Source organism: Pseudoalteromonas sp. T1lg65, assembly GCF_051930985.1.
Lineage (GTDB): Bacteria > Pseudomonadota > Gammaproteobacteria > Enterobacterales > Alteromonadaceae > Pseudoalteromonas.
Window position 1 is genome coordinate 1,000,821 of sequence record NZ_CP196837.1, and the last position, 22,607, is coordinate 1,023,427.

The window sequence follows — 22,607 nt, forward strand, 5'->3', positions numbered from 1 at the left end:
AGACGCTTTGTGAGTGGTCACGGCAAACCAAGCACTGTGGCAGCAGTTATTTCTGATGGCACTTCTCAAGTAAATGCTGCCAGAACGCTTCACCTTTACGTCTTGCTAAGCGAATATTATTTTCAGGGATTTGCTCTGCATCTTCGTATTGAGCAAGCACTTCGGCCATGCTTTGTTCTCGGATCAAATGCAAGGTTGGAAATGGAGCTCGGTTTGTGTAGTTTGCGGCATCGTTTTCGTCACTATCGGCAAACGCATAATCTGGATGAAAGTTGGCGATTTGATAAGTGCCTTCAAAGCCCTGTGCAACTAACAGAGCATTGGCAAGATCTACCAAGTCTAAAAAGCTGTCAAAGTCAGCAAAGCCCTTATCGAATATGAGTAGTGTGGTTTCTCGCTCAGGATGCTGATTTAATGCAGTGCATTCGTCTAGCATATCCATTACCGCATCTTCATGTTTAGTGGCGTGAGAGACATGATAGAAAATGCTATTGTTTTCTACTTCTTTACGCGCAAATGGGCAAAAGTTGTATTTAACGATGACTTGGCTGACCCAGTTTTTCATTATGGATATTACATCATGCATTGTTTTGCCCTAGTTGTTGTTCGATTACGTTCAGTGTTTTGTTTACTGCACCTTGGTTTCGGCTCAGTACTTGTTTGGCGTTTATGCCCATTTGCTGGCGCAGTGTCGAGTTGTCAAACAACTCAGCTAAAGCCTCTGCTAGTTCACCTGAACTGTCAACGACTTGCGCTCCATGGGCATCAAGTAGTTCAGGATAAATGTGGGCGAAGTTGTAGGTGTGGGGGCCTGTAATAATGGCAATACCATGTGCTGCGGCTTCTAGCGGGTTATGACCGCCACGCTTAATTAGGCTGCCACCAATAAACGCAATATCTGCGCAACCAAATAACCATTTTAGTTCACCCAATGTATCACCGAGTAAAACTTGCTCTGATTGGAGTGGTCTATTGTCACTTTTTCTAATAAAGCTGATTTGTTGCTCGGCTAAGTAACTAGCTACGTTCTCAAATTGCTCTGGATGTCGTGGTGCAATTATGAGCAGGGTTTCTGGGTGGGTGATCAACAGCTGTTTATGCGCAGCTAACAGTTGTTGGTACTCAGTGGGATGAGTCGAACCCGCGAGCCAAATTGGCCTGCGACCAATTTGCAGCCTAAGGTCCTGAGCTTTGGTGTATTCATCATCACTCAACGAGATATCAAACTTTATCGAGCCAGTAATAGTTAGCTTATTCGGAGCAAGTCCTAATGCAACAAAACGTTCGCCATCTTTTTCGTTATGGCAGGCTAGTGCACTGATGTTTTTCATTAACGGCTGAGTGATCCACGCATGCTTTTGATATCCCAGAAACGATTTCTCCGATAACCGAGCATTGACCACGATAGTTGGACACATTTGTGCAGCAAAATGAAACAAGTTGGGCCACAGTTCAGTTTCGAGCACCACCAGCGCTTTTGGCTTCAACTCAGCAATAAAGCGGCGTGTGGCAAAGCCCAAATCCAGTGGCAAATAACTACAAAAAATGCGTTTATTTAGCAGAGATGAAAAAACTTTTTCTACCTCCGTTCGCCCTGTAGGTGTATTGCATGTAACAACAATTGGTGTATTTGAAAATGTCGCAAGCATCGCTTTGATTAACGGCGCTGCTGCCAACACTTCTCCCACAGAAGCGCAGTGAACGACAAGCGCTCGTTTAGGCAGGCGGGATAGACCAAAACCTAACCGCTCAGCAAAGTTAGTCCGATAACCTTGGTTTTTACCGCCTCTAATTGCAAATAAATACAAGCAGATAAATGGCAGCAGCAAGAGCAGTAGCAAAGAGTAAAAAATACGAGCCATGGCAGCAACAAACGAGTGAAAAGTCGCATTTTACCTTGTTCGAGTGAGAAATTGAATGAACATCACAAATTTACACAGTTCAATAGATGCTTGCAGCGCCGAGGTTTGGTAGTATTTGCCGCAAAATAAAGGATGGTAAAAAATTATGAAGTTATTTCGTGTTTTGGCTGTTGCCTGTTTATTTGCCACAAATGCCGTGCTAGCAAGCCCAACGGCCTATCTTCCTATTGGCAAAGATCCATTGTTAGAATATCAAATAGATAAAATGTTTGTGTTAACCACAGGCACCCCGATGGCTAAGCCTTATCGAATCACTGAAATTAGACAGTCTTTAGTGAGGCTGTATCGAATTGACCCCGTATTAAAAGCCAGTATTGAGCAGCGTCTCAAACCTTATTTACTTAAAGATGCCGTAACCAGGCGCGCATTCAAAGTCAGGGCTGACTCCGGTGAAACACAGCAGATTGCTAATGACAGAGGAAACAGCTCGTCTGAATATTTTGAAGCTGCCTTAGAAGGTGTTTGGCGTGGCGGTGATTCGAGTATTTTGCAAATTGGCGCAGAGTACCGTGCTGATGCGAATAAGTTAGTCGCTTACAATACATTTTATGGCGTTTCTTATGGTAATTTACAGCTCAACTTGGGCTATAAAGAGCACTGGTTTTCGCCTTCTAAGCATTCCTCAACGGTGTTTTCAAACAATGCTAAAGCAACGCCTTCAGTCTCACTCGGTCTGGTTGTGCCAGTTAAAAATTGGTGGAACTTTGATTTTGAGTTGTTTTACTCTGAAATGGAGCGAGTTGAGCAAGGGATACGCTATCAAAACACTTTACACGATGGGTCGCCTAGATTGGCAGGTACTCACTTTAGCATAGAGCCATTAGAAGGCTGGAAAATTGGCATAAACCGCATGATGCAATTTGGTGGTGGACCGAGAGAAGTTAGCACCAGTGACATTTTTAAAGCCTATTTTGATCCAGCAGGACAAGACAACAAAAAAGCAGGGTTAAGCCAAGACCAAGAACTGGGCGACCAATGGGCAACCATTACGACTAGTTTCAATACCAACTGGGGCATGCCAATCGAATGGTATCTTGAGTACGGTGGAGAAGATACCAGCTACCATAAGAACTACCAATTTGGTAACACGGTAACCAATGTTGGTATTTTTGCGCCAAAAGTAACCGAAAAGATAGGTTTAAGATTCGAATATACCAACATGCACAGCTTATGGTATGTCAATGAAATATATCAAACACAAGGGAACACCATAGATGGCTTTGGGGTTGGTCATTTTGCTGCGAACCATAGACAGTTTAACGATGCTGCACCTACTGAAGTACATGTACTCGAAGGTACCTATCAAGCGGACATGAACTCGTTATGGCGAGCCAAAGCGTCAGTCATTGATAATACCAGCAATTATTTGAATGAGTTGGGTCAACTCGGTGCTGAATATGAGCGCGGTTACCAGTTTGAGCTTGCCAATATTAGCCAATATGACAACAAGCAGGTAGAAACCAAATTGACTTTAGGTAAAGACGTTTTTGGTGAAAACTACACTTGGTTATCAGTCCATGTATACTGGTAGCAACACGGGAATCGCATTAAAAGTTTAGGAACGAATATGTCATTAAATGAAGAAGTAGCAAAAAGCTACTTAGCGAGTTTACAACGTCATGTTGATGTTTTTGAGACCATGGCTAACTACCATCAAGAATGTGTACAGTTATTAGAAGCATGTCAAAGTGCGCTTGCAGCTGGTGGTAAAGTTATTTGGTTCGGTAATGGTGGCAGTGCGGCAGATGCACAACACTTGGCCGCTGAGTTTGTGGTTCGCTACAAGTTAGAGCGAGGTCCATTAGCCTCGATTGCGTTGACTACGGATACCTCTATTTTGACAGCGCACAGTAACGATTATCACTTCGATACGGTGTTTGAACGTCAAGTGCAGGCATTATGTAAGCCAGAGGATTTAGTGATTGGCTTGACGACGTCTGGCACTAGTCAAAATATCAACTTGGCATTGGCGGCAGCAAATGAAATCGGCGCATTCACCGTGGCGTTGACTGGCCGTACAGGCGGTAAAGTAAAAGACATTGCCAAATTACCTATCATCATCGCCAATGACGAAACCGCGAGAATTCAAGAAGCCCATATGTTTATTGGTCATTGGCTATGTGAAGCCGTAGATATGCTTGCCGCTGCGGAGTCGGTGTAATGAATTTAGCGGCACTACAGAGATTAAATCAAGCCAAAGTGCTGGTGGTTGGCGATGTTATGTTGGATAGGTATTGGCATGGTGATACAGGCAGGATCTCACCAGAAGCACCAGTTCCAGTGGTTAAAGTCAGTGCGCTAGAAGACAAAGCCGGCGGTGCAGCAAACGTTGCAAAAAATATTGCTCATTTAGATGGTCAGGTAGGCTTACTTGGTTTAATTGGCGAAGATGAGAGTGGTAAAGCGTTAGAAGCTATCATAGAGAAAGAAAATATTCATTCAAACTTAGTCAGTGTCGCTGCTCTGCCTACCATTGCGAAAACCCGAGTGATCAGTCGTCATCAGCAAGTTGTTAGACTGGATCTGGAAGAACCTTTTCAGCGAGTTCATAGTGAGTTGTTACTTGAGCGTTTGAAGCGTGAAGTAGAACAGTATGACTTTGTGCTCTTTTCTGATTACAACAAAGGTGCATTAACGTGTATCAGTGAAATGATCGATGTTGCTAAAGCCGCAGGGAAAATCGTTTTGGTTGATCCGAAAAACAGCGATCTAAGCCTGTATCGAGGTGCTGATTATATTACCCCTAACTTAAATGAATTCAAATTGGCGGGTGGCGATGTTGCGAGTGAAGAGTCACTTACTCATAGTGCGCGTCAACTGATTTCGGAAGCGGGCATTGCCGCTATGTTACTTACCCGCTCTGAAAAAGGCATGTCATTGATAAGCGCTACTGAGAAATATGACTTTGCTGCACAAGTACAAGAAGTAAGTGACGTAACAGGTGCTGGTGATACAGTCATCGCAACGCTAACCACTATGCTGGGTGCAGGTATGCAGCCTAAAGATGCTGTTGAAATAGCTAACATTGCGGCTGGCATCGCCGTGAGTAAACTGGGCGCGGCCACAGTGTCACCAGAAGAGCTTAGCCGTAAGCTCGGTCAGTATCTTAGAGAGACAGGCGAACACTATCAGGCACCGTTTGAAGATGCGCTTAAGCACATTGAGTTTGCTAAACGAAACGGTGAGAAAATCGTGTTCACCAATGGTTGTTTCGATATTATTCATGCAGGTCATGTTCGCTATTTAGCGCAAGCCAAAGCCATGGGAGACCGATTGGTTGTAGGGTTAAATACAGACGACTCGATTAGTCGCCTGAAAGGTCCTGAGCGTCCAATTAATGGCCTAAAAGAACGAGCGATGGTGCTGTCAGCGCTGGCGTCAGTGGATTGGGTTATTCCGTTTGGGAAACAACAAGAAGGTGACACACCAGCCAAGCTAATCGAACAAATCACACCGGATATTTTGGTTAAAGGTGGAGACTATAAAGTTGAAGAAATAGCGGGTGCTGAGCATGTACTGAGCCATGGTGGAAAAGTAGAAGTGCTACCATTTTTAGATGGCTGCTCTACCTCAAATATTATTGCCAAGGCGCGTATTCAAAAGAACTAGCGCGCCTGTAGGTAGTGCTCATATAAGGACTGCCATTGTGCATCGGTAAAATGAAAGGTCGGCCATTTGCCGGCCTCTTTATAAAAAGAGCGCTTTAGCCTTTCCATATTGGCATTTTGCCAAATCATATCGGGCTCTCTGAGTTCGCCCTTATCAAAGTCTATTAAGTAAACTTTGCCATAGCTGTCGAACAGAATGTTATTGATATTTAAATCGTCATGGTATGCACCAAAGTGATGAAACTCGGCGATAGTTACCGCGATTTTTTCAAGTTCATCTTCGTTCAGTTCGCGGTTTTGTAAAATCTCTCTTACGCTCGTCGCGCCTTCAATCGCTTTGGTGATGATGTCGCCGCGATAAATCAATTTACTCACCTGAATTTTTGCAGCTATCGGCTCAGCGACTGCTAGTCCTTTGTTTTTTAATGATTCAAGCAAAGCAAACTCTTGATATACGCGTGTTTTCTCAATGCCTGTGAATAGGTATTGATCCGATAAAAGTCGACCAATAAGTCCGCCGCGATAATAATGTTTTAACACCGCTACCAGGCCTTGATATGAAAAAAACCAAGCTGTAGCGCGACCTTGCTTTGCATCAACAAGCGCTTGTTGTTGGCGCCAAAAATCAGGGCAAAACCATTGCTCAGTGATTGCAGAGGAAACAGAAGAAGACACTAAAATCGTTGTGTTATTTGTGGTAAATATTTTCACTATGTCATGACGGTTCGTAATGAGTTATACAAGTGTATCGGCTTTTGCTTGGTAGGGAAACTTGCAAACTGTATTGATTGATTTAAGATCATGCGCTTGTGAGTTAACCCTGAGTAATATGTGTGAGCAGTTCCCTTTCTTCAATTTGTATTTTAAGGCTTTCCGCCATTGGTGATGTGTGTCATGCGGTCAGTGCGGTGCAAGCAATTCAACGAGCCCATCCAGAGGCCAAAATTACTTGGGTGATTGGAAAAATTGAAGCCATGTTGTTGCAGGGCATGCCGGGAATTGAATTTGTTGTTTTTGATAAAAAGCAGGGCAAAGCCGCTTTTAAGGCATTAAAACAACGTTTTAAAGGTCACAAGTTTGACGTTTTATTGCACATGCAGGTGGCCCTGCGTGCTAATTTAGTAGCACGGGTTATCCCAGCCAAACGCAAAATTGGCTTTGATAAAAGCCGCTCCAAAGAACTCCATAGTTTGTTTATTAATGATCGGATAGCGCCCCAAGCCGAACCACATGTACTCGAAGGATTCCAAAATTTTGCTCGAGCTATTGGTGCGAGTTGCGGCGAGCCAACATGGCAAATGCCTTATGAAGCGCATCACCAGCAACAAGCTTCTCAATTACTACCCGAAGGTAAAGTCTTTGTTATCTCACCCGCAGCAAGTAAAGCGGAACGGAACTGGATGCCAGAACGCTATGCTGAGTTGGCTGAGTATGCCGCAGAGCAAGGTTTTAAAGTTGTAATCACCGGCGGTCCGACGCAGCTTGAACAAGCACTGGCGGCCAAAATAGTAAGCTATTGTCAGGTCGAAGTGACAAACTTGGTGGGCAAAACAGATTTAAAAACACTGTTATGTGTATTACAGCAGGCAAAATTGGTATTAGCGCCAGATACCGGACCGGCTCATATGGCTGTCACCGTCGGAACGCCTGTCATCGGACTATATGCTCACTCAAATCCGGCGCGAACCGGTCCGTATCTTTATCAACAATATGTTGTTGAGGTTTATCATCAAAACTTACAAGCCCAGCGCGGAAAATCAGCGCAACAACTGCCTTGGGGCACTCGTGTTAAAGGGACTGAGTTAATGCAGCAAATCAGTACGCAAATGGTAAAATCTATGTTTGATAAAGTCGTCGCAGAGCAAGGACTATAACCAAGATGAACAAGGCAATTTTTCTAGATCGAGATGGGGTGATTAACGTCGATCGCGCCTATGTGCACCAAATTGCTGATTTTCAGTTTATCGATGGTGTTTTTGAAGCCTGTCGACGTTTTGTCGAAGCTGGCTTTTTGATTGTGGTGGTAACGAATCAATCAGGCATTGGCAGAGGTTACTATGACGAGCAACAATTTCATACGCTGACTGACTGGATGATAGCGCAGTTTGCTGCGCATAATGTTCCTATCACTAGTGTTTATTTTTGTCCACATCACCCTGATAAGGCTGATGCTCCTTATAAACAAGATTGTGAGTGTCGAAAACCAGCACCAGGGATGCTCAATCAGGCAATCATAGAACATCAAATAGAGCCAAGTCGCAGTATCATGGTTGGTGATAAAGTGTCCGATATTAAGGCTGCTCGTGCCGCAGGCCTTCACACAGCCGTGTTGGTTGAGTCCGGACAGCAATTTAGTGAGCAAGATAAAGCGCTTGCTGACGGCGTGTGTAGCTCACTGGCGAGCGTACCTGACTTATTGGAGAAATTAGCACCGACCTGCTGGTCGAATTAGTAACTTATCATTAATCATCTTTGATTTATCATTCTTTATGGTTGCTTTATGCGGCGGGTACGTTGCTGGTTACACCAGTTAATTGTCTCAAATCGTGCATTTGCCGCTCGAACCTTTTAAAATACGACTATACATTTTGTACGAGGCACGCCGTTAGTTTAATGGCGTACTTTGGTACATAACAACAAGCGAAATAATCAAATACATCACCCGCACATGGTGGGTGTTTACCGTGCAAATATGGAGACTCCTAATGAGAGCAGCGGCCTTTTATAGCCAACTTGAGCAACAGATTGAAGAAGTAAAAGCGGAAGGGCTTTACAAAAAAGAGCGTGTCATTACTTCTCAACAGCAAGCAGAGATAGCTGTTTCGACAGGTGAAAGTGTTATAAACTTCTGTGCTAACAATTACTTGGGTCTTGCAAATCACCCAGAGTTAATCAAGGCTGCTCAACAAGGCTTAGCCGATCATGGATTTGGTGTTGCTTCCGTGCGCTTTATCTGTGGTACTCAGGACATCCACAAAACACTGGAAGCGAAAATTAGCGAATTTTTAAAGACCGAAGACACGATTCTTTACTCTTCGTGTTTTGATGCGAATGCTGGGTTATTTGAAACGATACTTGGTCCTGAAGATGCGATTATTTCAGACTCGCTTAATCATGCGTCAATCATTGATGGCGTAAGGTTGTGTAAAGCAAAGCGCTTCCGCTATGCCAACAACGATATGGCGGATCTTGAAAAACAACTTATTGCTGCCGATGAAGCCGGTGTAAAGACTAAACTTATCGCTACAGACGGCGTGTTTTCAATGGATGGCGTCATTTGTAATCTGCAGGCGGTTTGTGACCTTGCAGACAAGTACGATGCGCTCGTTATGGTTGATGATTCTCACGCAGTGGGCTTTGTTGGTGAAAATGGCCGTGGTACGCCTGAGTACTGCGGTGTACTGGATCGAGTCGATATTATCACAGGTACATTAGGCAAGGCGCTGGGTGGCGCGTCAGGTGGTTACACTGCTGGTCGTAAAGAAATTGTAGAGTGGTTACGTCAACGCTCACGTCCTTACTTGTTCTCTAACTCATTAGCACCGTCAATCGTTACAGCATCAATCCGCGTGTTAGAAATGATAGCTGAAGGCGCAGAGCTTCGCGATAAGCTATGGAGTAATGCGGCTTATTTCCGTAGTAAAATGGAAGCCGCTGGGTTTACTTGCGCAGGTAAAGATCATGCGATTATCCCAGTGATGCTGGGTGACGCCAAAGTGGCTTCTGAAATGGCCGACAGGTTACTGGCTGAAGGTATCTACGTTATTGGTTTCTCGTACCCTGTTGTACCAAAAGGTCAAGCACGTATCCGTACGCAAATCTCTGCTGCACACACCACTGAGCAGCTAGACAAAGCGATCGATGCATTTACCCGTATTGGTAAAGATTTAGGTGTAATTTAATTTTTAGCGCTAATTAATAGCGCTTTTTTGTGAGCGAATACTATGAAAGCATTATCCAAGTTGAAAGCTGAAGAAGGAATTTGGATGACGGACGTGCCAAAACCGGAAGTCGGGCACAACGATCTTTTGATCAAAATCCGTAAAACAGCAATTTGTGGTACAGACGTACACATTTACAAATGGGATGAGTGGGCACAAAATACCATTCCAACACCTATGGTCGTGGGTCACGAATATGTTGGTGAAGTGGTCGATATGGGTCAAGAAGTAAGAGGCTTCAAGGTCGGCGACCGCGTATCAGGCGAAGGCCACATCACCTGTGGACATTGTCGTAACTGTCGAGCTGGTCGCGTACATCTATGTCGCAACACTACAGGTGTTGGGGTAAACCGCGAAGGCTCATTTGCTGAATATTTGGTGATACCGGCATTTAACGCCTTTAAAATCCCAGACAACATTTCTGACGATTTAGCCTCTATCTTTGACCCATTTGGTAACGCAGTACATACCGCCTTGTCGTTTGACTTGGTGGGTGAGGATGTGCTGATCACAGGAGCGGGCCCGATTGGCATTATGGCTGCTGCGGTTGCAAAACACGTCGGTGCGCGTCATGTGGTTATTACCGATGTGAATGAATATCGCTTGGAGTTAGCGCGTAAAATGGGTGCGACACGTGCGGTAAACGTGGCATCAGAAAGCCTAGAAACCGTAATGAAAGAGCTTGGCATGACTGAGGGCTTTGATGTTGGCCTTGAGATGTCGGGCGTGCCATCGGCTTTCAATAGCATGCTTAACAATATGAATCATGGCGGTAAAATTGCCATGTTAGGTATTCCACCGAGCGATATGGCAGTTGATTGGAATCAAGTCATTTTCAAAGGCCTAGTGATCAAAGGGATTTATGGCCGCGAAATGTTTGAAACTTGGTACAAAATGGCGAGCTTGATCCAATCAGGCTTGGATCTAAACCCAATCATTACCCATCAATTCCATATTGATGAGTTCCAAACCGGCTTTGATACGATGATTTCTGGTCAATCTGGAAAAGTCATTTTAAACTGGGAATAGCAGCGTTCAACGCAATAGTAAAATGGGGCGGCGTTGGCCGCCTTATTGTTTTTTGACTCACATTATTGTGACTCTTATTTAGGATTATTATGTCGTTTAAACATATTTCGGTTACACAGACAAAGGCGCTTATTGATGAAGGTAAGGCGGTTATTGCAGATATCCGAGATGCCAACTCATTTTCTCAGGGTCATATTCCTGGTGCAGAGCCACTTTCTAACGAAAATATCGCGCAATTTATGATGGAAAAAGAGTTTGATCAACCCATTGTGGTCGTTTGTTACCATGGAATATCCTCACAGGGAGCTGCTAATTACTTGGTTGAACAAGGCTTTGAGGAAGTGTACAGCATGGATGGTGGCTTTACTCAGTGGGCAGCTCAATTGCCGGATGATGTTGCGCGTTGAAGCTAATTGCTCATTATCCTGATGCTCGGTTAGCTCAAGGTGCGGTCGATTACATGAAAGCGCAAGGCATTCATTGCGTACTAAAAAGTGTTGATGGTCGTCATGTTGAAGTGTGGCTGAAACAAGGTAACGTTGAGCGAGCTTCGACTTTGTGGGCTGAGTTTGAACACCAGCCGCATGCCCAAAAATATCAAGCAGCCTCTTGGCAAACCGGTAGTACGCAAAAACTGTTTAGTTATTCAGGTCAAAACCTTAATCTGATACGGCGATTTTCACAGTTAAATTGGTTGTTACAGGCTGTGTTTGCCAGCAGTATTTGCATTTTTGCTAGTATGGTGTTTGGTCATGCAGAAAGTGTTTTCGGTTACTTAAAATTTCAGTTAGAGCGTCCTTGGACTTGGCTCACGCCAACCCTGCTACACTTTAGTGCTATCCATCTTATTTTTAACTTGTCTTGGTGGCTGTTTCTCGGTGAAAAAATATCACAAAAGGTGGGCTTTAATGCTGTATTGTCAGTCTATTTATTTAGCGGTATTAGTAGTAACTTGATGCAGTTTTGGTTTGTAGATGCGAACTTTGGCGGTTTGAGTGGAGTCGTATACGGACTATTGGGTTTTTGCTGGCTTTACAGCCATAAAAACTCATTAATCGAGCCTTTGGTATCAAAGCCCATCGTTGGCTTTATGCTGATTTGGATGATTTTTGGCTTTACGGATATGTTTTTTATCAGTATGGCGAACTGGGCGCATTTGTTTGGTCTTTTGTCAGGAATGTTACTCGGATTACTGTGGAAAAGTAGAGTTTAGAGCAAGTTGTTATCGCCAAACTGAGAGGCGATAACGTGCCTGTTAATGGTATAGGTATTTTGTAAACAAAACATCTCTAACGATTTCTTGCCCGGTTTCCTCTTTTAACAAGGTTTTCAGCCGTTCAGTGCAGCGCTTTCTAATTTCTTCTCTACCTGTCAAAGACTTAATAGCTTCTTCCGGTTCTTTACTAAGGATCTGTACAATAGCATCTCGAAGTAATGGGGTATGATGTTCAACAACAGCAATATTAGAAACGTCGTTAATCATCAAATCTACGGTCACACGCACATAACCCAGTTTTTTACTGGACTGCCCGATATAGTTTGTAATGATATCTGGTTCGAAGCCATAGTATCCGATAGAAGATTCAGCTCGAGTTGGCAGAGCAGAGCACAGCAGTAAGCTTATGGTAAGCGCTAACGCTATCATTTTCATGATATATTCGTCTTCCCGTTATCGAATTCGTAATTTTTATTAAGTTTATACGCAATTACCATGCATTAACAGGCTCGACAAAGCCGAAACATAAACTTTTTTGATGACAGTAGCTTTGTTATCATGTGGTTGGTTTTTATTAGTGGAAATATACTTTGTCGCCTCAGCAACTACCTTTGACCCTTTCTTGGCATAACAACTCCGCAGCAGTGAAAGTGAGTTCTGCTATTTCGCCTTTTATCTTTGAATCAAATTCGTTAACCGCTAAGCTCAAAAGCCACTTTGAACATTTTGCGGTAAAGGTACAGTTTAATCAGTTGTGTGATACACCGGAGGCCTTACTTGAAACGTTTGATAATAAGCCACAAATTTGGTGTAGAGAGGTGATTCTGTATTGTAATGATAAGCCGTTTGTATTTGCTCAAAGCTGGTTAAATGCTGAAGCGCAGGCTGAAGGCATAGGTCAAATAGGGGATATGCCATTGGGTGAACTACTTTTCAATGATAATAGCTGGCGTCGAGGACCTCTGGAGTTTGCAAGTATTGAGGTTGATAATGTGTCTAACGATACACAAAATCAAATTAGGCTTGCACCACAATTGAAACAGCTAACTTCAAGACGGAGCTGGTTTAAAAAAGCAGCTGCGAAAATCTTGGTTTGCGAAACGTTTATCTCGGAGCCCAATAATGCAATTAACTGCTAAGTGGGATGCCTATACACAACTGATGCGATTGGACAAACCTATCGGCACTTTGTTGCTATTGTGGCCGACATTATGGTCGTTATGGTTAGCTGCAGAGGGTTTTCCTGCTTGGCATTTGTTAGTCATTTTTTCATTGGGTGTGTTTGTGATGCGCAGTGCGGGATGCGTTATTAATGACTTTGCTGACAGAAAAGTTGATGGAAAAGTCAAACGTACGGCGCACAGACCTCTTGCGCGGGGAGTCGTAACTAGTAAAGAAGCTTTGCTGTTGTTTTTTACATTAATAATGTTGGCATTTGTACTGGTGCTGTTTTTGAACTGGCAAACCTTGCTTCTTTCATTCGGAGCATTATTACTCGCTTCTATCTACCCGTTTATGAAGCGCTATACGCATTTACCGCAAGTGGTATTGGGTGCTGCATTCAGTTGGTCCATTCCAATGACTTTTATGGCTACACGAGCTGAGGTGCCACTTCTAGCCTGGGTTTTGTTCGTTGCAAATCTGTTATGGACGGTTGCTTATGACACTATGTATGCCATGGTGGACAGAGATGATGATGTAAAAATTGGCGTTAAATCAACGGCAATTTTATTTGCACAATGGGATAGGCACATTATTGCGCTATTGAACATTGCCTTTATCGCGATGATGTCATGGGTCGGTGTTGAGTTACAATTGAACTATTGTTATTGGGTAGCAATTGTAATAGCTGTCGGGTTACTCGTGTATCAGCAAGTTGCGATAAAAGCCCGTCAGAGAGAAGCTTGTTTCAAGGCATTTTTAAATAATAACTATGTAGGTTTGGTGCTGTTCATCGGTGTTGTTTTGGGTGAAATAGCTAGTTAACTTCAGCAGTTAAAGGTGAGTTTGCTCAACAATGTTTAATGGCCATATACCAATTAAACACTCATTCAAATCTTAGGTAGCTAGCTTCCTAGCTACCTAAGGTAGATTAACCAGAGTAAACCATACTTGGCTTATTGCTAGATGCGGTTTGCTCAATCATGGCTAGTAACTCTGAAATATGTGGATCAGAGCCAATTTGGTGATTGGTTTGCACGACAACTTGCTCTTGATCCATTGCTTTATTGGTTTTAAGTAAAACCAAACTAGGGTCCTGAGCAATCGTTTTTGAATGCTCAATACTCGCGATGGCAAAGCTACTGGTATTTTTTAAGCCTTCAATAACCTGTTCAATATTGCCAATTTTCACACTAGTCGTTTTATTCAATGAATCAACCACTTCATTGAGCATACTTTGGACCTGTTTTGACTGCGAAAAGCATCCGTACATAGGGAAGTTAGCTAGTTCTTCTTTGCGGAAGCTGTCTTTAGTTGCTAGAGGGTGGTGTTTTGCTACAAACAACACCAGTTGATCTGGAAGGTGAATATCGCTGACGATATTATTTGCGGTTTGCAAATATACACTAATGTCAATTTCGCCAAGTTGCAGCTTTCTGGTTAACTCATTTTCATCTTGAAGTTGCATCTCAATTTTTACATTAGGATGCTGAGCTAAGAATTGTCCACACGATAGTGGAACGATGCTGCTTGCTTGTGATGTATAACCAACAATAAGCTTTTGATTGTCACGACCAAACAAACTTTGCTTGATAGTTTTTTTAGTCAAATCAAGCTCTGATAGCGTTGTTTTGCAATATTTTAAAAACAGTTCGCCTTGCTCGGTTAACTTTACAGAACGAGTTGAACGCTTGACTAGTTCACAGCCAATCTCTTCTTCAAGAGTTTGTATGCTTCGCGTTAATGCTGAGGTACTAATCTGAGTCTGTTCAGCTGCTTGTCTGAAATGTCTTAAGTTGCCAAGTGCAACGAATTGTTCGAGTTGTTCAAATCTCATGTGAAATTCCTTTTATTTCCACTAAAACACGATTGTAACGTCTTTCCCTAATAGTAATACATGCAAAATGAAAAAGAAAGTGAATATTTTACATTCTGATTACAAAATCAGTCAGGATATTTATCGCGGATCTCAATAAACCTGTCTAGATTATTTAGGAAAAGGTCAACGAGCTTCGGATCAAAATGCTTTCCTCGCTCAGCTTTTAGCAATTCTAACGTTTTTTCTAGAGGCCATGCAGTTTTATAACACCTTGAGCTACCAAGTGCATCAAACACATCTGCTAATGCTGTGATCCGACCAACTATATCTATTTTTTCACCAGCTAAGCCTTGCGGGTAACCACTGCCATCCCATTTTTCATGATGTTGATGTGCAATTTTTGCACCGCATTGCAATATTTCGTTTGTTGATTTTTTCAAGATCTCATAACCTTGCTCTGCATGGGTTTGCATTACACGCCACTCTTCGTCAGTTAATGTTCCTGGCTTATTCAATATTCGGTCAGGAATACTAATTTTTCCGATATCATGCAGCGGTGACGCGAGTTTTATTATCTCTGCTTGATAATGGGAAAGTCCATAGAGCTCTGCGAGTAACATACTATAATGAGCGACTCGCTTAACATGGGAGCCTGTTTCTTTAGAGCGTTTTTCAACGGCTTCGCCAAGAATATAAGACAACTCTTTTTGAGAGTCTTTTACAGTTTCTCGTAGCTTTAAGTTGTCATAAGCTAGCGCAATATTGTTGGCAAAAAACTCCAACAACTGGAAATCCATGCTTTGTAGCTCTGAGTTTTTGCTTACATACAACATCGTTTCAGAGCCTTCTCGTGAAGTAAAATAACCGATATATTCGTTTTTTGTTTTAATCGTACACTTACGATTGTGTGATTCAATAAACAGTTGTTGTACTTCTGCAGGAATTGCTTCTTGCTTGGGCTCTACGCCTTCTCCAGAAGCCGCTAACAATTTAAACTGGGTGGCTTCTTGTCGCTCATGATGGACTGCCGCTGCACAATAAATTTCGGTGTCTGACAACCCCATAACAGACGAGACATGACATAATATCGTTGATGCAAAATCCTGTATATTGTCACAACGTAAAAAATTAGAAGACGCATCAATAATGCGCTCAAGGCCTTTCTTGTGTTTTTCAATAATTTGTATGTCTCGGTGCGCCCTTAAGGCAGAGTAAAGTAAGGTTTTAAGTTTGACGGCCGTCAACTCAGTTTTATTTTTATAGTCATTAATATCATAGTCTCTGATCACTGATTCTTCGGGGGCTTCACCTGGCTGTCCTGTGCGCAGCACTAAACGAATATCATAGTTGTTTAGATCTTCTCGGATATACCTGATCAATTCTAGGCCAGCATGATTAGTTTCCATTACGACATCTATAAGCCCAACCGAAATATTATTGTTTTCTTTGAGGAGTTCTTTGGCTTCTTTACCTGAGTATGCGTGATGGAAACGTAGTGTTCGATCCTCAAACTTAAATCCAGAGAGCACCAGTTTGGTCACCTGATGAATGTCTTCTTCATCATCAACAATCAAAATATCCCAAAAGTGATTTAGATTTTGAATTGGCTGAGTAGAATCAACAGACTCGTCAGAAAACAAAAAGTCACTCACTGGTTTCACCTATTACTCACTAATCTAATTTTTAGTATAGACATGAGTTTTGTGGGTGCTAATTCTGTGTTGGCTTTTTCTCAATATTTTGCAGCTCTAGTTCAATGGCATCGCAGGAAATGTGGATTTCATATAAAGACAAAACAAGAGACATAGTTAAACTAAATAAGCTACCACCAAATAAGGCTATTCCTATTTTTTCAAAAGCGATAAACAGCGCGAACATTGACAAGGTACAAAGCAAAAAAGCGATAACACCCCAAACCTGCATTCTACGAATTAATCGAAGCCTTTTTCTTAAGTTATCGATTTGCGCTTTCACTAAAGGCCTAATTGTCTCGCCTTCTCTCGCATTTAGCTCCCGGATCAATTGCGCAAGAACCAAAAATCGGTTTGTGTAGGCTAGTAGTAGCAAAGATATTGCCGGGAATAGTAAAGCGGGCGTGGTAAGAGTCATAATTTTCAATATATTCCAATCTGATAGTCAAAACAGAGTATAGTGTATCTAGGGTATTCAAAAGAAGTAGCATTGGAATTGGATTTGCTTATGAGCTTAGTAATGTAGGTATAATATGAAGGAAAAGCTATTTAATTGGGTATTATTGTTTCAAGCAGAAAACCCGCTAGAAGCACACCTAGTTAAGGGATTATTAGAAAGGGAAAAAATAGCGGTCCGCTTGCAAGGTGAGGCGTTACAAGGTGCACTCGGAGAAATCCCATTCGAACAGGCTGCCATTAGTATCATGGTTTACGCAATAAAGTTACCCGAGGCGAAGCAAATATTGGTAAACTACCAGCAAATGAAGCACCAGTCACAATACTGCAACGATTGGTATTGTGATCAATGTGGTGAAGCAAACGGCCCGGCGTTTGAAGTGTGCTGGCAATGTGGAACAAGGCATGAGTAAAGCAAATAACTTTCAAAGAATCAGAGAACTAAACTTTCTACAAAAAGCGGCTTTGGCAGCGGCTATTTTGGAGCGAATGCTTCCAAATTATCAACTCTTTAGTGACGCGACTGGATTTGGTGATCAAACTGTTTTACGCAACGCGTTAGATCTATGTTGGGAAAAGATCTTAGTGCCAAAAAGCAAAATTAGCTTTGAGAAACAAATAGAAAAAATTGAACCTAATGTACCTGAGCTTAGCCAATTTGATATGTTTGGTACATATCCTGCCATTGATGTATCTACCGCGTTATTGGGGATGGTACAGGGGTTAATGACCAAAGATGAGCACGAATTCGTCAGCGTTGCAAAAATCTCGCAAGCGACTGTTGCTAAATATATCGAATTTTTGCTCATGGCTGAAGAGGTGTTACCGGATAACCAGCAAGTACGTGAGCACCCGTTAATGCAATATGAAATTGAAGTGCTTGCTGAACTGATCGAGCATGTGGAGACGATGGGGCGGGTAACCTCAGAATCCGTTAAAGCGTTGAAATCTCTAGCGCTTGCTGATGGTCAAACTAATATTGGAATAGAGCTAAACTAACTCACAATCAGGTTGACCAGTCTGCTCTGGTGAGCACAGAGAATATTTCGTATAATTGCGCGCTGCAATTTAGGTGTTGGAGAAACGACTTGCGTATTTTGGGTATTGAATCTTCGTGTGATGAAACGGGCATTGCTATCTATGACGATGAGCAAGGCTTGCTAGCACATCAGCTTTATAGTCAGGTAAAAGTGCACGCAGATTATGGTGGTGTGGTACCTGAGCTTGCCTCACGAGATCACGTACGTAAAACGATCCCACTGATTGAAGCTGCCTTTGCACAAGCAGGCTGTGGTCCTGAATCTTTGGATGGTATTGCCTATACGGCTGGGCCTGGACTTGTCGGTGCACTGTTAGTTGGTACATCCATAGGTCGTTCATTAGCTTTTGGATGGAATATTCCAGCTGTTGCAGTGCATCATATGGAAGGGCATTTATTAGCACCCATGCTAGAAGAAGATAAGCCTGACTTTCCATTTGTAGCGTTGCTGGTGTCTGGCGGTCACACAATGATGGTTAAAGTCTCGGGGATTGGTGAATACGAAGTGCTCGGTGAATCGGTAGATGATGCGGCTGGTGAAGCGTTTGATAAAACCGCCAAACTGCTAGGTTTAGATTATCCTGGAGGTCCGATGCTAGCTAAAATGGCAGAAAATGGTGTGGCTGGCAGGTTCACTTTTCCAAGACCGATGACCGATCGCCCAGGTCTTGATTTTAGCTTTAGCGGCTTAAAAACCGCGGCTGCAAATACCATTCGATCTGAAGGTGATGATCTCCAAACCAAGGCTGATATTGCTCACGCCTTTCAAACAGCAGTCGTAGATACCTTAGCGATTAAATGTAAACGCGCATTAAAAGAAACAGGGATTAATCGTTTGGTAATTGCTGGAGGCGTGAGTGCGAATAAGGAGCTTAGACAAAAACTTGAACGCATGATGCAAGGGCTAAAAGGTAAAGTATATTATCCAAGAACCGAGTTCTGTACAGACAATGGTGCGATGATAGCCTACGCAGGAATGCAGCGCTTAAAGGCAGGCCAACATGCACCTTTGGATATGAAAACTCAACCACGCTGGCCGTTAGATAGCTTAGAAAAAGTCTAACCAGGTTTTTTTAATCATTACTCTGCTTTTTTTTGCCCACTTTAGGCTCCTTTCCGGTTAGGAGCCTTTTAATATTTGCTCTGTGCCTGATGATAATCAGTACTGTTAAAAAACTCACTGGGATGGTGTACAGCGGTTTGATTAGCCAAGTATAAAATGGTGCAGCTGATACTGCGACAATCGCGGCGAGAGAAGAATAACGAGTGAGTAATAACACCACCAGCCAAGTGGTGATCAATAATCCCGCTAAAGATAATCCGATTGGCAATAACGCACCAAATGCAGTCGCCACGGCTTTGCCCCCATTGAAGTGGAAAAATATTGGGTAGATGTGTCCTAAGCAGGCAAATACCGCAATTGCGCCGAGCCAAATAGGTTCTATTCCAAGAAAATAAGCGCCCCAAACAGGAATAGTACCTTTGAGTATGTCAAAAACTAGCACTAACACTGCCGGCAACTTGCCACCAAGCCTTAGTACATTGGTGGCACCCGGATTATTCGAGCCGTTAAAACGCGGATCGGGTAAACCAAACATGCGACAGACGAGAATTGCTGAGGAAATAGAACCCAGCAGATAGGCACATACGCAGATTAAACTGATTAACACGCTTTTCCTTATTTTTTCTTGCGTTTATTTGGGCTATGATCGGCGGCTCTCACACCCTATGAAAATGCTCTGGGTGTTGGCCAGAAGTATACATACATGGAGTCAGCATGGATAAAGTCTATATCTCGCAACTACACGTCGAAACCATAATAGGAGTGTACGACTTTGAAAAAGAAAGTAAACAAAGCCTTTACTTTGATGTGGAAATGTTGACCGATATTAGCCGCGCAGCACAAACAGACGATATCAATTTAGCGGTTGATTACGCGAAAGTCTGTGAACGTATCACTGAGCATACGATAAAAAAGCCTGTTGAGCTGCTAGAAACGTTAGTGGTGCAACTGGCCGAAATTATCCTTGATGAGTTTTCTGTTTCGCAAGTGATGATAAGGGTAAGCAAGCCCGCAGCTGTGCCGTTGGCGCAAACAGTTGGCGTTGAAATTGTGAGAAAGAAGTAACGATATGGCACAAATTTACATCAGCTTAGGCACAAATATCGATAAGCAACACAATTTGCGAAGCGGATTGCTTAGTCTAATTGAACACTTTCCTAACTACTCTCACTCTAGTGTTTTTGAGAGCGAATCAGTGGGCTTTGAAGGTAATAACTTTTATAACTCGGTATTTGCCGCGCAAACAGAACTGTCTTTGGAAGCTGTGTGCAAGCTTTTAAAAGCAATTGAGTACCAACATGGTAGACGCAGTGATGAGAAAAAATTTAGCCCGAGGACTTTGGATTTAGATTTACTTTTTTACGACCAGGTAGTTTGCAATTCACCGGCACAGTTACCACGTGACGAAATAACCAAAAATGCGTTTGTGTTGCAACCTTTAGCTGAAATAGCACCAAACTTTATTCACCCGGTTGTTAATTTGCCAGTTGTTGATATTTGGCGAGCTTACGAAAACCCTTCACAAAAACTATGGAAAGTGGAGTTCTCTCTGTAATGAGTTTTATTGAAATAATTATTTTGTCCTTGATCCAAGGGCTTTCTGAGTTTCTACCCATTTCGAGCTCTGCCCATTTGTTATTGCCATCACAAGTATTAGGGTGGCAGGACCAAGGTTTGGCATTTGATGTTGCGGTGCATGTCGGTACTTTACTTGCCGTTGTGATTTACTTTAGACAAGATATCGTCGTGTTATTGGGTGCTTGGTTTAAATCTTTTGGCAAGGGCGAAGCCACGAAAGAAAGCCAGCTCACTTGGTGTCTTGTTGTTGCAACGATCCCATTTGTGTTGTTGGGACCAGTGTTAAAAGACATAGTGCAGCTTTACTTGCGAAATGCATGGGTCATTGCAACTACTACCGTATTGTTTGGGTTATTGTTGTGGTACGCGGATGTGAAAGCCAAACAAGTAAAAGACGTATTTGGACTTAATTGGAAAAGTGCATTAATTTTGGGGCTGGCGCAAATCACCGCGGTGATACCGGGGACTTCTCGCTCTGGAATAACCATCACTGCTGGGTTAATGTTAGGGTTAGACAAGAAAAGTGCTGCGCGATTTTCGTTTTTAATGGCAATCCCCGTTATCTCAATGATGGGCTTGTACTACACTCTAGAACTCGCGATGGGAGATGAACTGGTGGATTGGCAGGCATTGCTGACGGGGGCTGCGTTGTCTTTTGTCTCCGCTTATGCCTGTATTTTCTTTTTCCTAAAAGTGATTGAACGGATGGGGATGATGCCGTTCGTGATCTATCGCCTGATCTTAGGTGGCGCGCTGTTTGCGTACTTGGCCTACAGTTAATTAAACAAAGCTTAGGTTATGCGGCGTATTTCAGCATGCTGACTTAAGTTAAAGAAGCCAGCGACTAAGCTGGCTTTATTTATGGCAATTTTCAAGTTTGATTAGGCTATTTGCTTTTCTGCTAAGCTCAGTTCCATGGTTGCTTTGAGCAATCGGTACAAATTGATAGATGCGTCTATTTCTTCTTTACGGTTGGTTAAGCTTTCAATATTTAGTCCTAATGGGACGTCCAGCTGGGCACAGCTTTTTAATATCTGATCAAGGCTTTCTTTACAAATACGAATAGACTCACGTAAGCTGTTTTGTGCGTCTAAAATTCTCCACTTTGTGGCTTCTGGCACTGAGATGCCTAACCATTCCATAAACTGCAAAGTTTTTTCTCCACCACAAGGTGTGAAAGTAAGAATGATACGTTTAGGTTGAATGCCTTGCTGTTTACAGGTCCGTGCATAACTCGTGATTAAGTCTATCGTTGCCTGAGCATTATAGACCGCTTGGGAGATAAAGAACTCACAGCCTTGTGCTGTTTTACCCATCAGCCTTTGATGCTCATTGCCTTTACTCGCATGTCTTTCGGCAATGGTGACGCCACCTAAAAAGTAGTCCTCATGATGCTGCTGTAAAACCTCGTAGGCGTCGTTTAATGCCAGCTTTACTTCCCCATTGGATGAGGGACTGCCAACAAGTACTAGGTTATTCAAGTTGTATTCTTTTTTAGTATCGCTAAGCCACGTAGAAAACTCGTCACGGTTACGTTGTGCCACACTTTTATAGGTGATCACATCAAGATGTGAGATATCACGAATAAGCTGACTGTACTCGCAGGGATCTACCGTGTGCTTAAAGGGAAATGGGCGAGGCACCGAAGTACGACTGCTCTCATCTTGAATGTCATAAATCACGACACCGTCATATTCAATTTGATGTAAACGGTCCAATAACTTGGTTGCGATTGCCGTTAGCTTTTCCGGATCGGTGTCCAGCTTAGGTGGTGTTGTACCAATTAAATATACCCCTTGGTTCGGGTCAACGATTTTCTCTTGAAGCGTTAAAGCCATGTTCCTCATTCCCAACAGCCAACTTTGATTTCTGGTGGTAACTATAGCAGCCATTTAGACGTCTAGATAGTTGTTTTTAACTGAAAGATCTTCAAGGACTATGAGTTTTATTCAAGTTGTGGTGGTTTTTAATGAGTATTGAACATAAGGTGTTTAACTGGATTTTTAGATTTTTCGTCCCGAATTGTAGTGATTGCTGCTCGCTTTGGGCATAATCAAAACGTAAATTCGATGATGTAATGTCAT

At 42.7% G+C, this 22,607-nt stretch carries 26 protein-coding genes; 17 read left to right on the plus strand and 9 right to left on the minus strand.

What is annotated here, in order from left to right; all coding sequences use genetic code 11:
• Positions 1-46 precede the first annotated feature (46 nt).
• Both ACSLBF_RS04280 and waaA read right to left on the minus strand, forming a co-directional pair.
• A complete protein-coding gene (locus ACSLBF_RS04280) occupies positions 47-586 on the minus strand; it encodes a DUF1415 domain-containing protein (protein WP_440055367.1) in 540 nt (179 codons plus the stop codon).
• The gene (gene waaA / locus ACSLBF_RS04285) at positions 579-1,862 is read right to left on the minus strand and encodes a lipid IV(A) 3-deoxy-D-manno-octulosonic acid transferase (protein WP_440055368.1); all 1,284 of its coding nucleotides are present in this window, start codon (positions 1,860-1,862) and stop codon (positions 579-581) included. The genes ACSLBF_RS04280 and waaA overlap by 8 nt, the downstream gene beginning before the upstream one ends.
• 145 nt (positions 1,863-2,007) lie before the next feature.
• Between waaA and ACSLBF_RS04290 the strand changes: the two genes are divergently transcribed.
• Genes ACSLBF_RS04290 through hldE form a run of 3 tightly spaced genes read left to right on the plus strand, consistent with a single transcriptional unit; the run spans position 2,008 to position 5,531 of the window.
• A complete protein-coding gene (locus ACSLBF_RS04290; protein ID WP_440055369.1) occupies positions 2,008-3,453 on the plus strand; it encodes a capsule assembly Wzi family protein in 1,446 nt (481 codons plus the stop codon).
• A 36-nt stretch (positions 3,454-3,489) separates the two neighbouring features.
• Entirely contained in the window at positions 3,490-4,083 is a 594-nt protein-coding gene (locus ACSLBF_RS04295) for an SIS domain-containing protein (RefSeq protein ID WP_440055370.1), read from the plus strand.
• Positions 4,083-5,531, plus strand: a complete 1,449-nt coding sequence (gene hldE / locus ACSLBF_RS04300) for a bifunctional D-glycero-beta-D-manno-heptose-7-phosphate kinase/D-glycero-beta-D-manno-heptose 1-phosphate adenylyltransferase HldE (RefSeq protein ID WP_440055371.1) — start codon at positions 4,083-4,085, stop codon at positions 5,529-5,531. The genes ACSLBF_RS04295 and hldE overlap by 1 nt, the downstream gene beginning before the upstream one ends.
• On the opposite strand, the gene ACSLBF_RS04305 is transcribed toward hldE, so the two are convergent.
• Entirely contained in the window at positions 5,528-6,244 is a 717-nt protein-coding gene (locus ACSLBF_RS04305; protein ID WP_440056193.1) for a 3-deoxy-D-manno-octulosonic acid kinase, read from the minus strand. The two genes, hldE and ACSLBF_RS04305, sit on opposite strands and share 4 nt — an antisense overlap.
• 113 nt (positions 6,245-6,357) lie before the next feature.
• Between ACSLBF_RS04305 and ACSLBF_RS04310 the strand changes: the two genes are divergently transcribed.
• The 6 genes from ACSLBF_RS04310 (at position 6,358) to glpG (ending at position 11,713) form a co-directional block, all read left to right on the plus strand.
• Entirely contained in the window at positions 6,358-7,404 is a 1,047-nt protein-coding gene (locus ACSLBF_RS04310) for a glycosyltransferase family 9 protein (RefSeq protein WP_440056194.1), read from the plus strand.
• A 5-nt stretch (positions 7,405-7,409) separates the two neighbouring features.
• Positions 7,410-7,982, plus strand: a complete 573-nt coding sequence (gene gmhB, locus ACSLBF_RS04315) for a D-glycero-beta-D-manno-heptose 1,7-bisphosphate 7-phosphatase (protein ID WP_440055372.1) — start codon at positions 7,410-7,412, stop codon at positions 7,980-7,982.
• A 253-nt stretch (positions 7,983-8,235) separates the two neighbouring features.
• On the plus strand, positions 8,236-9,432 hold the full coding sequence (locus ACSLBF_RS04320) for a glycine C-acetyltransferase (RefSeq protein ID WP_440055373.1): 1,197 nt from the start codon (positions 8,236-8,238) through the stop codon (positions 9,430-9,432).
• A 42-nt stretch (positions 9,433-9,474) separates the two neighbouring features.
• The gene (gene tdh / locus ACSLBF_RS04325) at positions 9,475-10,500 is read left to right on the plus strand and encodes an L-threonine 3-dehydrogenase (protein WP_440055374.1); all 1,026 of its coding nucleotides are present in this window, start codon (positions 9,475-9,477) and stop codon (positions 10,498-10,500) included.
• An 89-nt stretch (positions 10,501-10,589) separates the two neighbouring features.
• Positions 10,590-10,907, plus strand: coding sequence for a thiosulfate sulfurtransferase GlpE (gene glpE / locus ACSLBF_RS04330; protein WP_440055375.1), 318 nt, complete (start codon positions 10,590-10,592; stop codon positions 10,905-10,907).
• Positions 10,904-11,713: a rhomboid family intramembrane serine protease GlpG gene (gene glpG / locus ACSLBF_RS04335; RefSeq protein WP_440055376.1), complete on the plus strand. Its 810-nt coding sequence runs from the start codon at positions 10,904-10,906 to the stop codon at positions 11,711-11,713. Before glpE ends, glpG begins: the two co-directional genes overlap by 4 nt.
• A gap of 42 nt (positions 11,714-11,755) precedes the next feature.
• Here glpG and ACSLBF_RS04340 read toward each other — a convergent pair whose 3' ends face one another.
• Entirely contained in the window at positions 11,756-12,151 is a 396-nt protein-coding gene (locus tag ACSLBF_RS04340) for a flagellar basal body-associated protein FliL (protein ID WP_440055377.1), read from the minus strand.
• Between the two features lie 155 nt (positions 12,152-12,306).
• Between ACSLBF_RS04340 and ACSLBF_RS04345 the strand changes: the two genes are divergently transcribed.
• Both ACSLBF_RS04345 and ubiA read left to right on the plus strand, forming a co-directional pair.
• Positions 12,307-12,855 (plus strand): chorismate--pyruvate lyase family protein, encoded by a 549-nt coding sequence (locus ACSLBF_RS04345; protein WP_440055378.1) that lies wholly within the window; start codon positions 12,307-12,309, stop codon positions 12,853-12,855.
• Positions 12,839-13,702 (plus strand): 4-hydroxybenzoate octaprenyltransferase, encoded by an 864-nt coding sequence (gene ubiA / locus ACSLBF_RS04350; protein ID WP_440055379.1) that lies wholly within the window; start codon positions 12,839-12,841, stop codon positions 13,700-13,702. The genes ACSLBF_RS04345 and ubiA overlap by 17 nt, the downstream gene beginning before the upstream one ends.
• A gap of 106 nt (positions 13,703-13,808) precedes the next feature.
• On the opposite strand, the gene ACSLBF_RS04355 is transcribed toward ubiA, so the two are convergent.
• From ACSLBF_RS04355 to ACSLBF_RS04365, 3 genes are all read right to left on the minus strand, one after another.
• Positions 13,809-14,714, minus strand: a complete 906-nt coding sequence (locus ACSLBF_RS04355; protein WP_440055380.1) for a LysR family transcriptional regulator — start codon at positions 14,712-14,714, stop codon at positions 13,809-13,811.
• Between the two features lie 107 nt (positions 14,715-14,821).
• Positions 14,822-16,348, minus strand: a complete 1,527-nt coding sequence (locus ACSLBF_RS04360) for a DUF3369 domain-containing protein (RefSeq protein WP_440055381.1) — start codon at positions 16,346-16,348, stop codon at positions 14,822-14,824.
• 58 nt (positions 16,349-16,406) lie between these two features.
• A complete protein-coding gene (locus tag ACSLBF_RS04365; RefSeq protein ID WP_440055382.1) occupies positions 16,407-16,805 on the minus strand; it encodes a DUF2721 domain-containing protein in 399 nt (132 codons plus the stop codon).
• A gap of 115 nt (positions 16,806-16,920) precedes the next feature.
• Between ACSLBF_RS04365 and ACSLBF_RS04370 the strand changes: the two genes are divergently transcribed.
• From ACSLBF_RS04370 to tsaD, 3 genes are all read left to right on the plus strand, one after another.
• A complete protein-coding gene (locus ACSLBF_RS04370; protein WP_440055383.1) occupies positions 16,921-17,256 on the plus strand; it encodes a putative signal transducing protein in 336 nt (111 codons plus the stop codon).
• The gene (locus ACSLBF_RS04375; RefSeq protein ID WP_440055384.1) at positions 17,249-17,842 is read left to right on the plus strand and encodes a YjaG family protein; all 594 of its coding nucleotides are present in this window, start codon (positions 17,249-17,251) and stop codon (positions 17,840-17,842) included. Before ACSLBF_RS04370 ends, ACSLBF_RS04375 begins: the two co-directional genes overlap by 8 nt.
• 89 nt (positions 17,843-17,931) lie before the next feature.
• Positions 17,932-18,945, plus strand: a complete 1,014-nt coding sequence (gene tsaD, locus ACSLBF_RS04380; RefSeq protein ID WP_440055385.1) for a tRNA (adenosine(37)-N6)-threonylcarbamoyltransferase complex transferase subunit TsaD — start codon at positions 17,932-17,934, stop codon at positions 18,943-18,945.
• Between the two features lie 10 nt (positions 18,946-18,955).
• On the opposite strand, the gene plsY is transcribed toward tsaD, so the two are convergent.
• Positions 18,956-19,552 (minus strand): glycerol-3-phosphate 1-O-acyltransferase PlsY, encoded by a 597-nt coding sequence (plsY, locus tag ACSLBF_RS04385; RefSeq protein ID WP_440055386.1) that lies wholly within the window; start codon positions 19,550-19,552, stop codon positions 18,956-18,958.
• Between the two features lie 107 nt (positions 19,553-19,659).
• Here plsY and folB point away from each other — a divergent pair, with 107 nt between their 5' ends.
• Genes folB through ACSLBF_RS04400 form a run of 3 tightly spaced genes read left to right on the plus strand, consistent with a single transcriptional unit; the run spans position 19,660 to position 21,303 of the window.
• Positions 19,660-20,010: a dihydroneopterin aldolase gene (folB, locus tag ACSLBF_RS04390; protein WP_440055387.1), complete on the plus strand. Its 351-nt coding sequence runs from the start codon at positions 19,660-19,662 to the stop codon at positions 20,008-20,010.
• Positions 20,011-20,014: 4 nt separating this feature from the next.
• The gene (gene folK / locus ACSLBF_RS04395) at positions 20,015-20,500 is read left to right on the plus strand and encodes a 2-amino-4-hydroxy-6-hydroxymethyldihydropteridine diphosphokinase (RefSeq protein ID WP_440055388.1); all 486 of its coding nucleotides are present in this window, start codon (positions 20,015-20,017) and stop codon (positions 20,498-20,500) included.
• Positions 20,500-21,303 (plus strand): undecaprenyl-diphosphate phosphatase, encoded by an 804-nt coding sequence (locus tag ACSLBF_RS04400; protein ID WP_440055389.1) that lies wholly within the window; start codon positions 20,500-20,502, stop codon positions 21,301-21,303. The genes folK and ACSLBF_RS04400 overlap by 1 nt, the downstream gene beginning before the upstream one ends.
• Positions 21,304-21,404: 101 nt before the next feature.
• Here ACSLBF_RS04400 and ACSLBF_RS04405 read toward each other — a convergent pair whose 3' ends face one another.
• Complete coding sequence (locus tag ACSLBF_RS04405) at positions 21,405-22,361, minus strand: methylenetetrahydrofolate reductase (protein WP_440055390.1); 957 nt, start codon at positions 22,359-22,361, stop codon at positions 21,405-21,407.
• Positions 22,362-22,607 lie beyond the last annotated feature (246 nt).

Excerpts from the sequence above, each read along its gene's own strand:
- ACSLBF_RS04280 (WP_440055367.1), bottom strand. The coding sequence starts at position 586 with ATGCATGATGTAATATCCATAATGAAAAACTGGGTCAGCCAAGTCATC.
- waaA (WP_440055368.1), bottom strand. The coding sequence starts at position 1,862 with ATGGCTCGTATTTTTTACTCTTTGCTACTGCTCTTGCTGCTGCCATTT.
- ACSLBF_RS04290 (WP_440055369.1), top strand. The coding sequence starts at position 2,008 with ATGAAGTTATTTCGTGTTTTGGCTGTTGCCTGTTTATTTGCCACAAAT.
- ACSLBF_RS04295 (WP_440055370.1), top strand. The coding sequence starts at position 3,490 with ATGTCATTAAATGAAGAAGTAGCAAAAAGCTACTTAGCGAGTTTACAA.
- hldE (WP_440055371.1), top strand. The coding sequence starts at position 4,083 with ATGAATTTAGCGGCACTACAGAGATTAAATCAAGCCAAAGTGCTGGTG.
- gmhB (WP_440055372.1), top strand. The coding sequence starts at position 7,410 with ATGAACAAGGCAATTTTTCTAGATCGAGATGGGGTGATTAACGTCGAT.
- ACSLBF_RS04320 (WP_440055373.1), top strand. The coding sequence starts at position 8,236 with ATGAGAGCAGCGGCCTTTTATAGCCAACTTGAGCAACAGATTGAAGAA.
- tdh (WP_440055374.1), top strand. The coding sequence starts at position 9,475 with ATGAAAGCATTATCCAAGTTGAAAGCTGAAGAAGGAATTTGGATGACG.
- glpE (WP_440055375.1), top strand. The coding sequence starts at position 10,590 with ATGTCGTTTAAACATATTTCGGTTACACAGACAAAGGCGCTTATTGAT.
- ACSLBF_RS04340 (WP_440055377.1), bottom strand. The coding sequence starts at position 12,151 with ATGAAAATGATAGCGTTAGCGCTTACCATAAGCTTACTGCTGTGCTCT.
- ubiA (WP_440055379.1), top strand. The coding sequence starts at position 12,839 with ATGCAATTAACTGCTAAGTGGGATGCCTATACACAACTGATGCGATTG.
- ACSLBF_RS04355 (WP_440055380.1), bottom strand. The coding sequence starts at position 14,714 with ATGAGATTTGAACAACTCGAACAATTCGTTGCACTTGGCAACTTAAGA.
- ACSLBF_RS04365 (WP_440055382.1), bottom strand. The coding sequence starts at position 16,805 with ATGACTCTTACCACGCCCGCTTTACTATTCCCGGCAATATCTTTGCTA.
- ACSLBF_RS04370 (WP_440055383.1), top strand. The coding sequence starts at position 16,921 with ATGAAGGAAAAGCTATTTAATTGGGTATTATTGTTTCAAGCAGAAAAC.
- ACSLBF_RS04375 (WP_440055384.1), top strand. The coding sequence starts at position 17,249 with ATGAGTAAAGCAAATAACTTTCAAAGAATCAGAGAACTAAACTTTCTA.
- folB (WP_440055387.1), top strand. The coding sequence starts at position 19,660 with ATGGATAAAGTCTATATCTCGCAACTACACGTCGAAACCATAATAGGA.
- folK (WP_440055388.1), top strand. The coding sequence starts at position 20,015 with ATGGCACAAATTTACATCAGCTTAGGCACAAATATCGATAAGCAACAC.
- ACSLBF_RS04400 (WP_440055389.1), top strand. The coding sequence starts at position 20,500 with ATGAGTTTTATTGAAATAATTATTTTGTCCTTGATCCAAGGGCTTTCT.
- ACSLBF_RS04405 (WP_440055390.1), bottom strand. The coding sequence starts at position 22,361 with ATGGCTTTAACGCTTCAAGAGAAAATCGTTGACCCGAACCAAGGGGTA.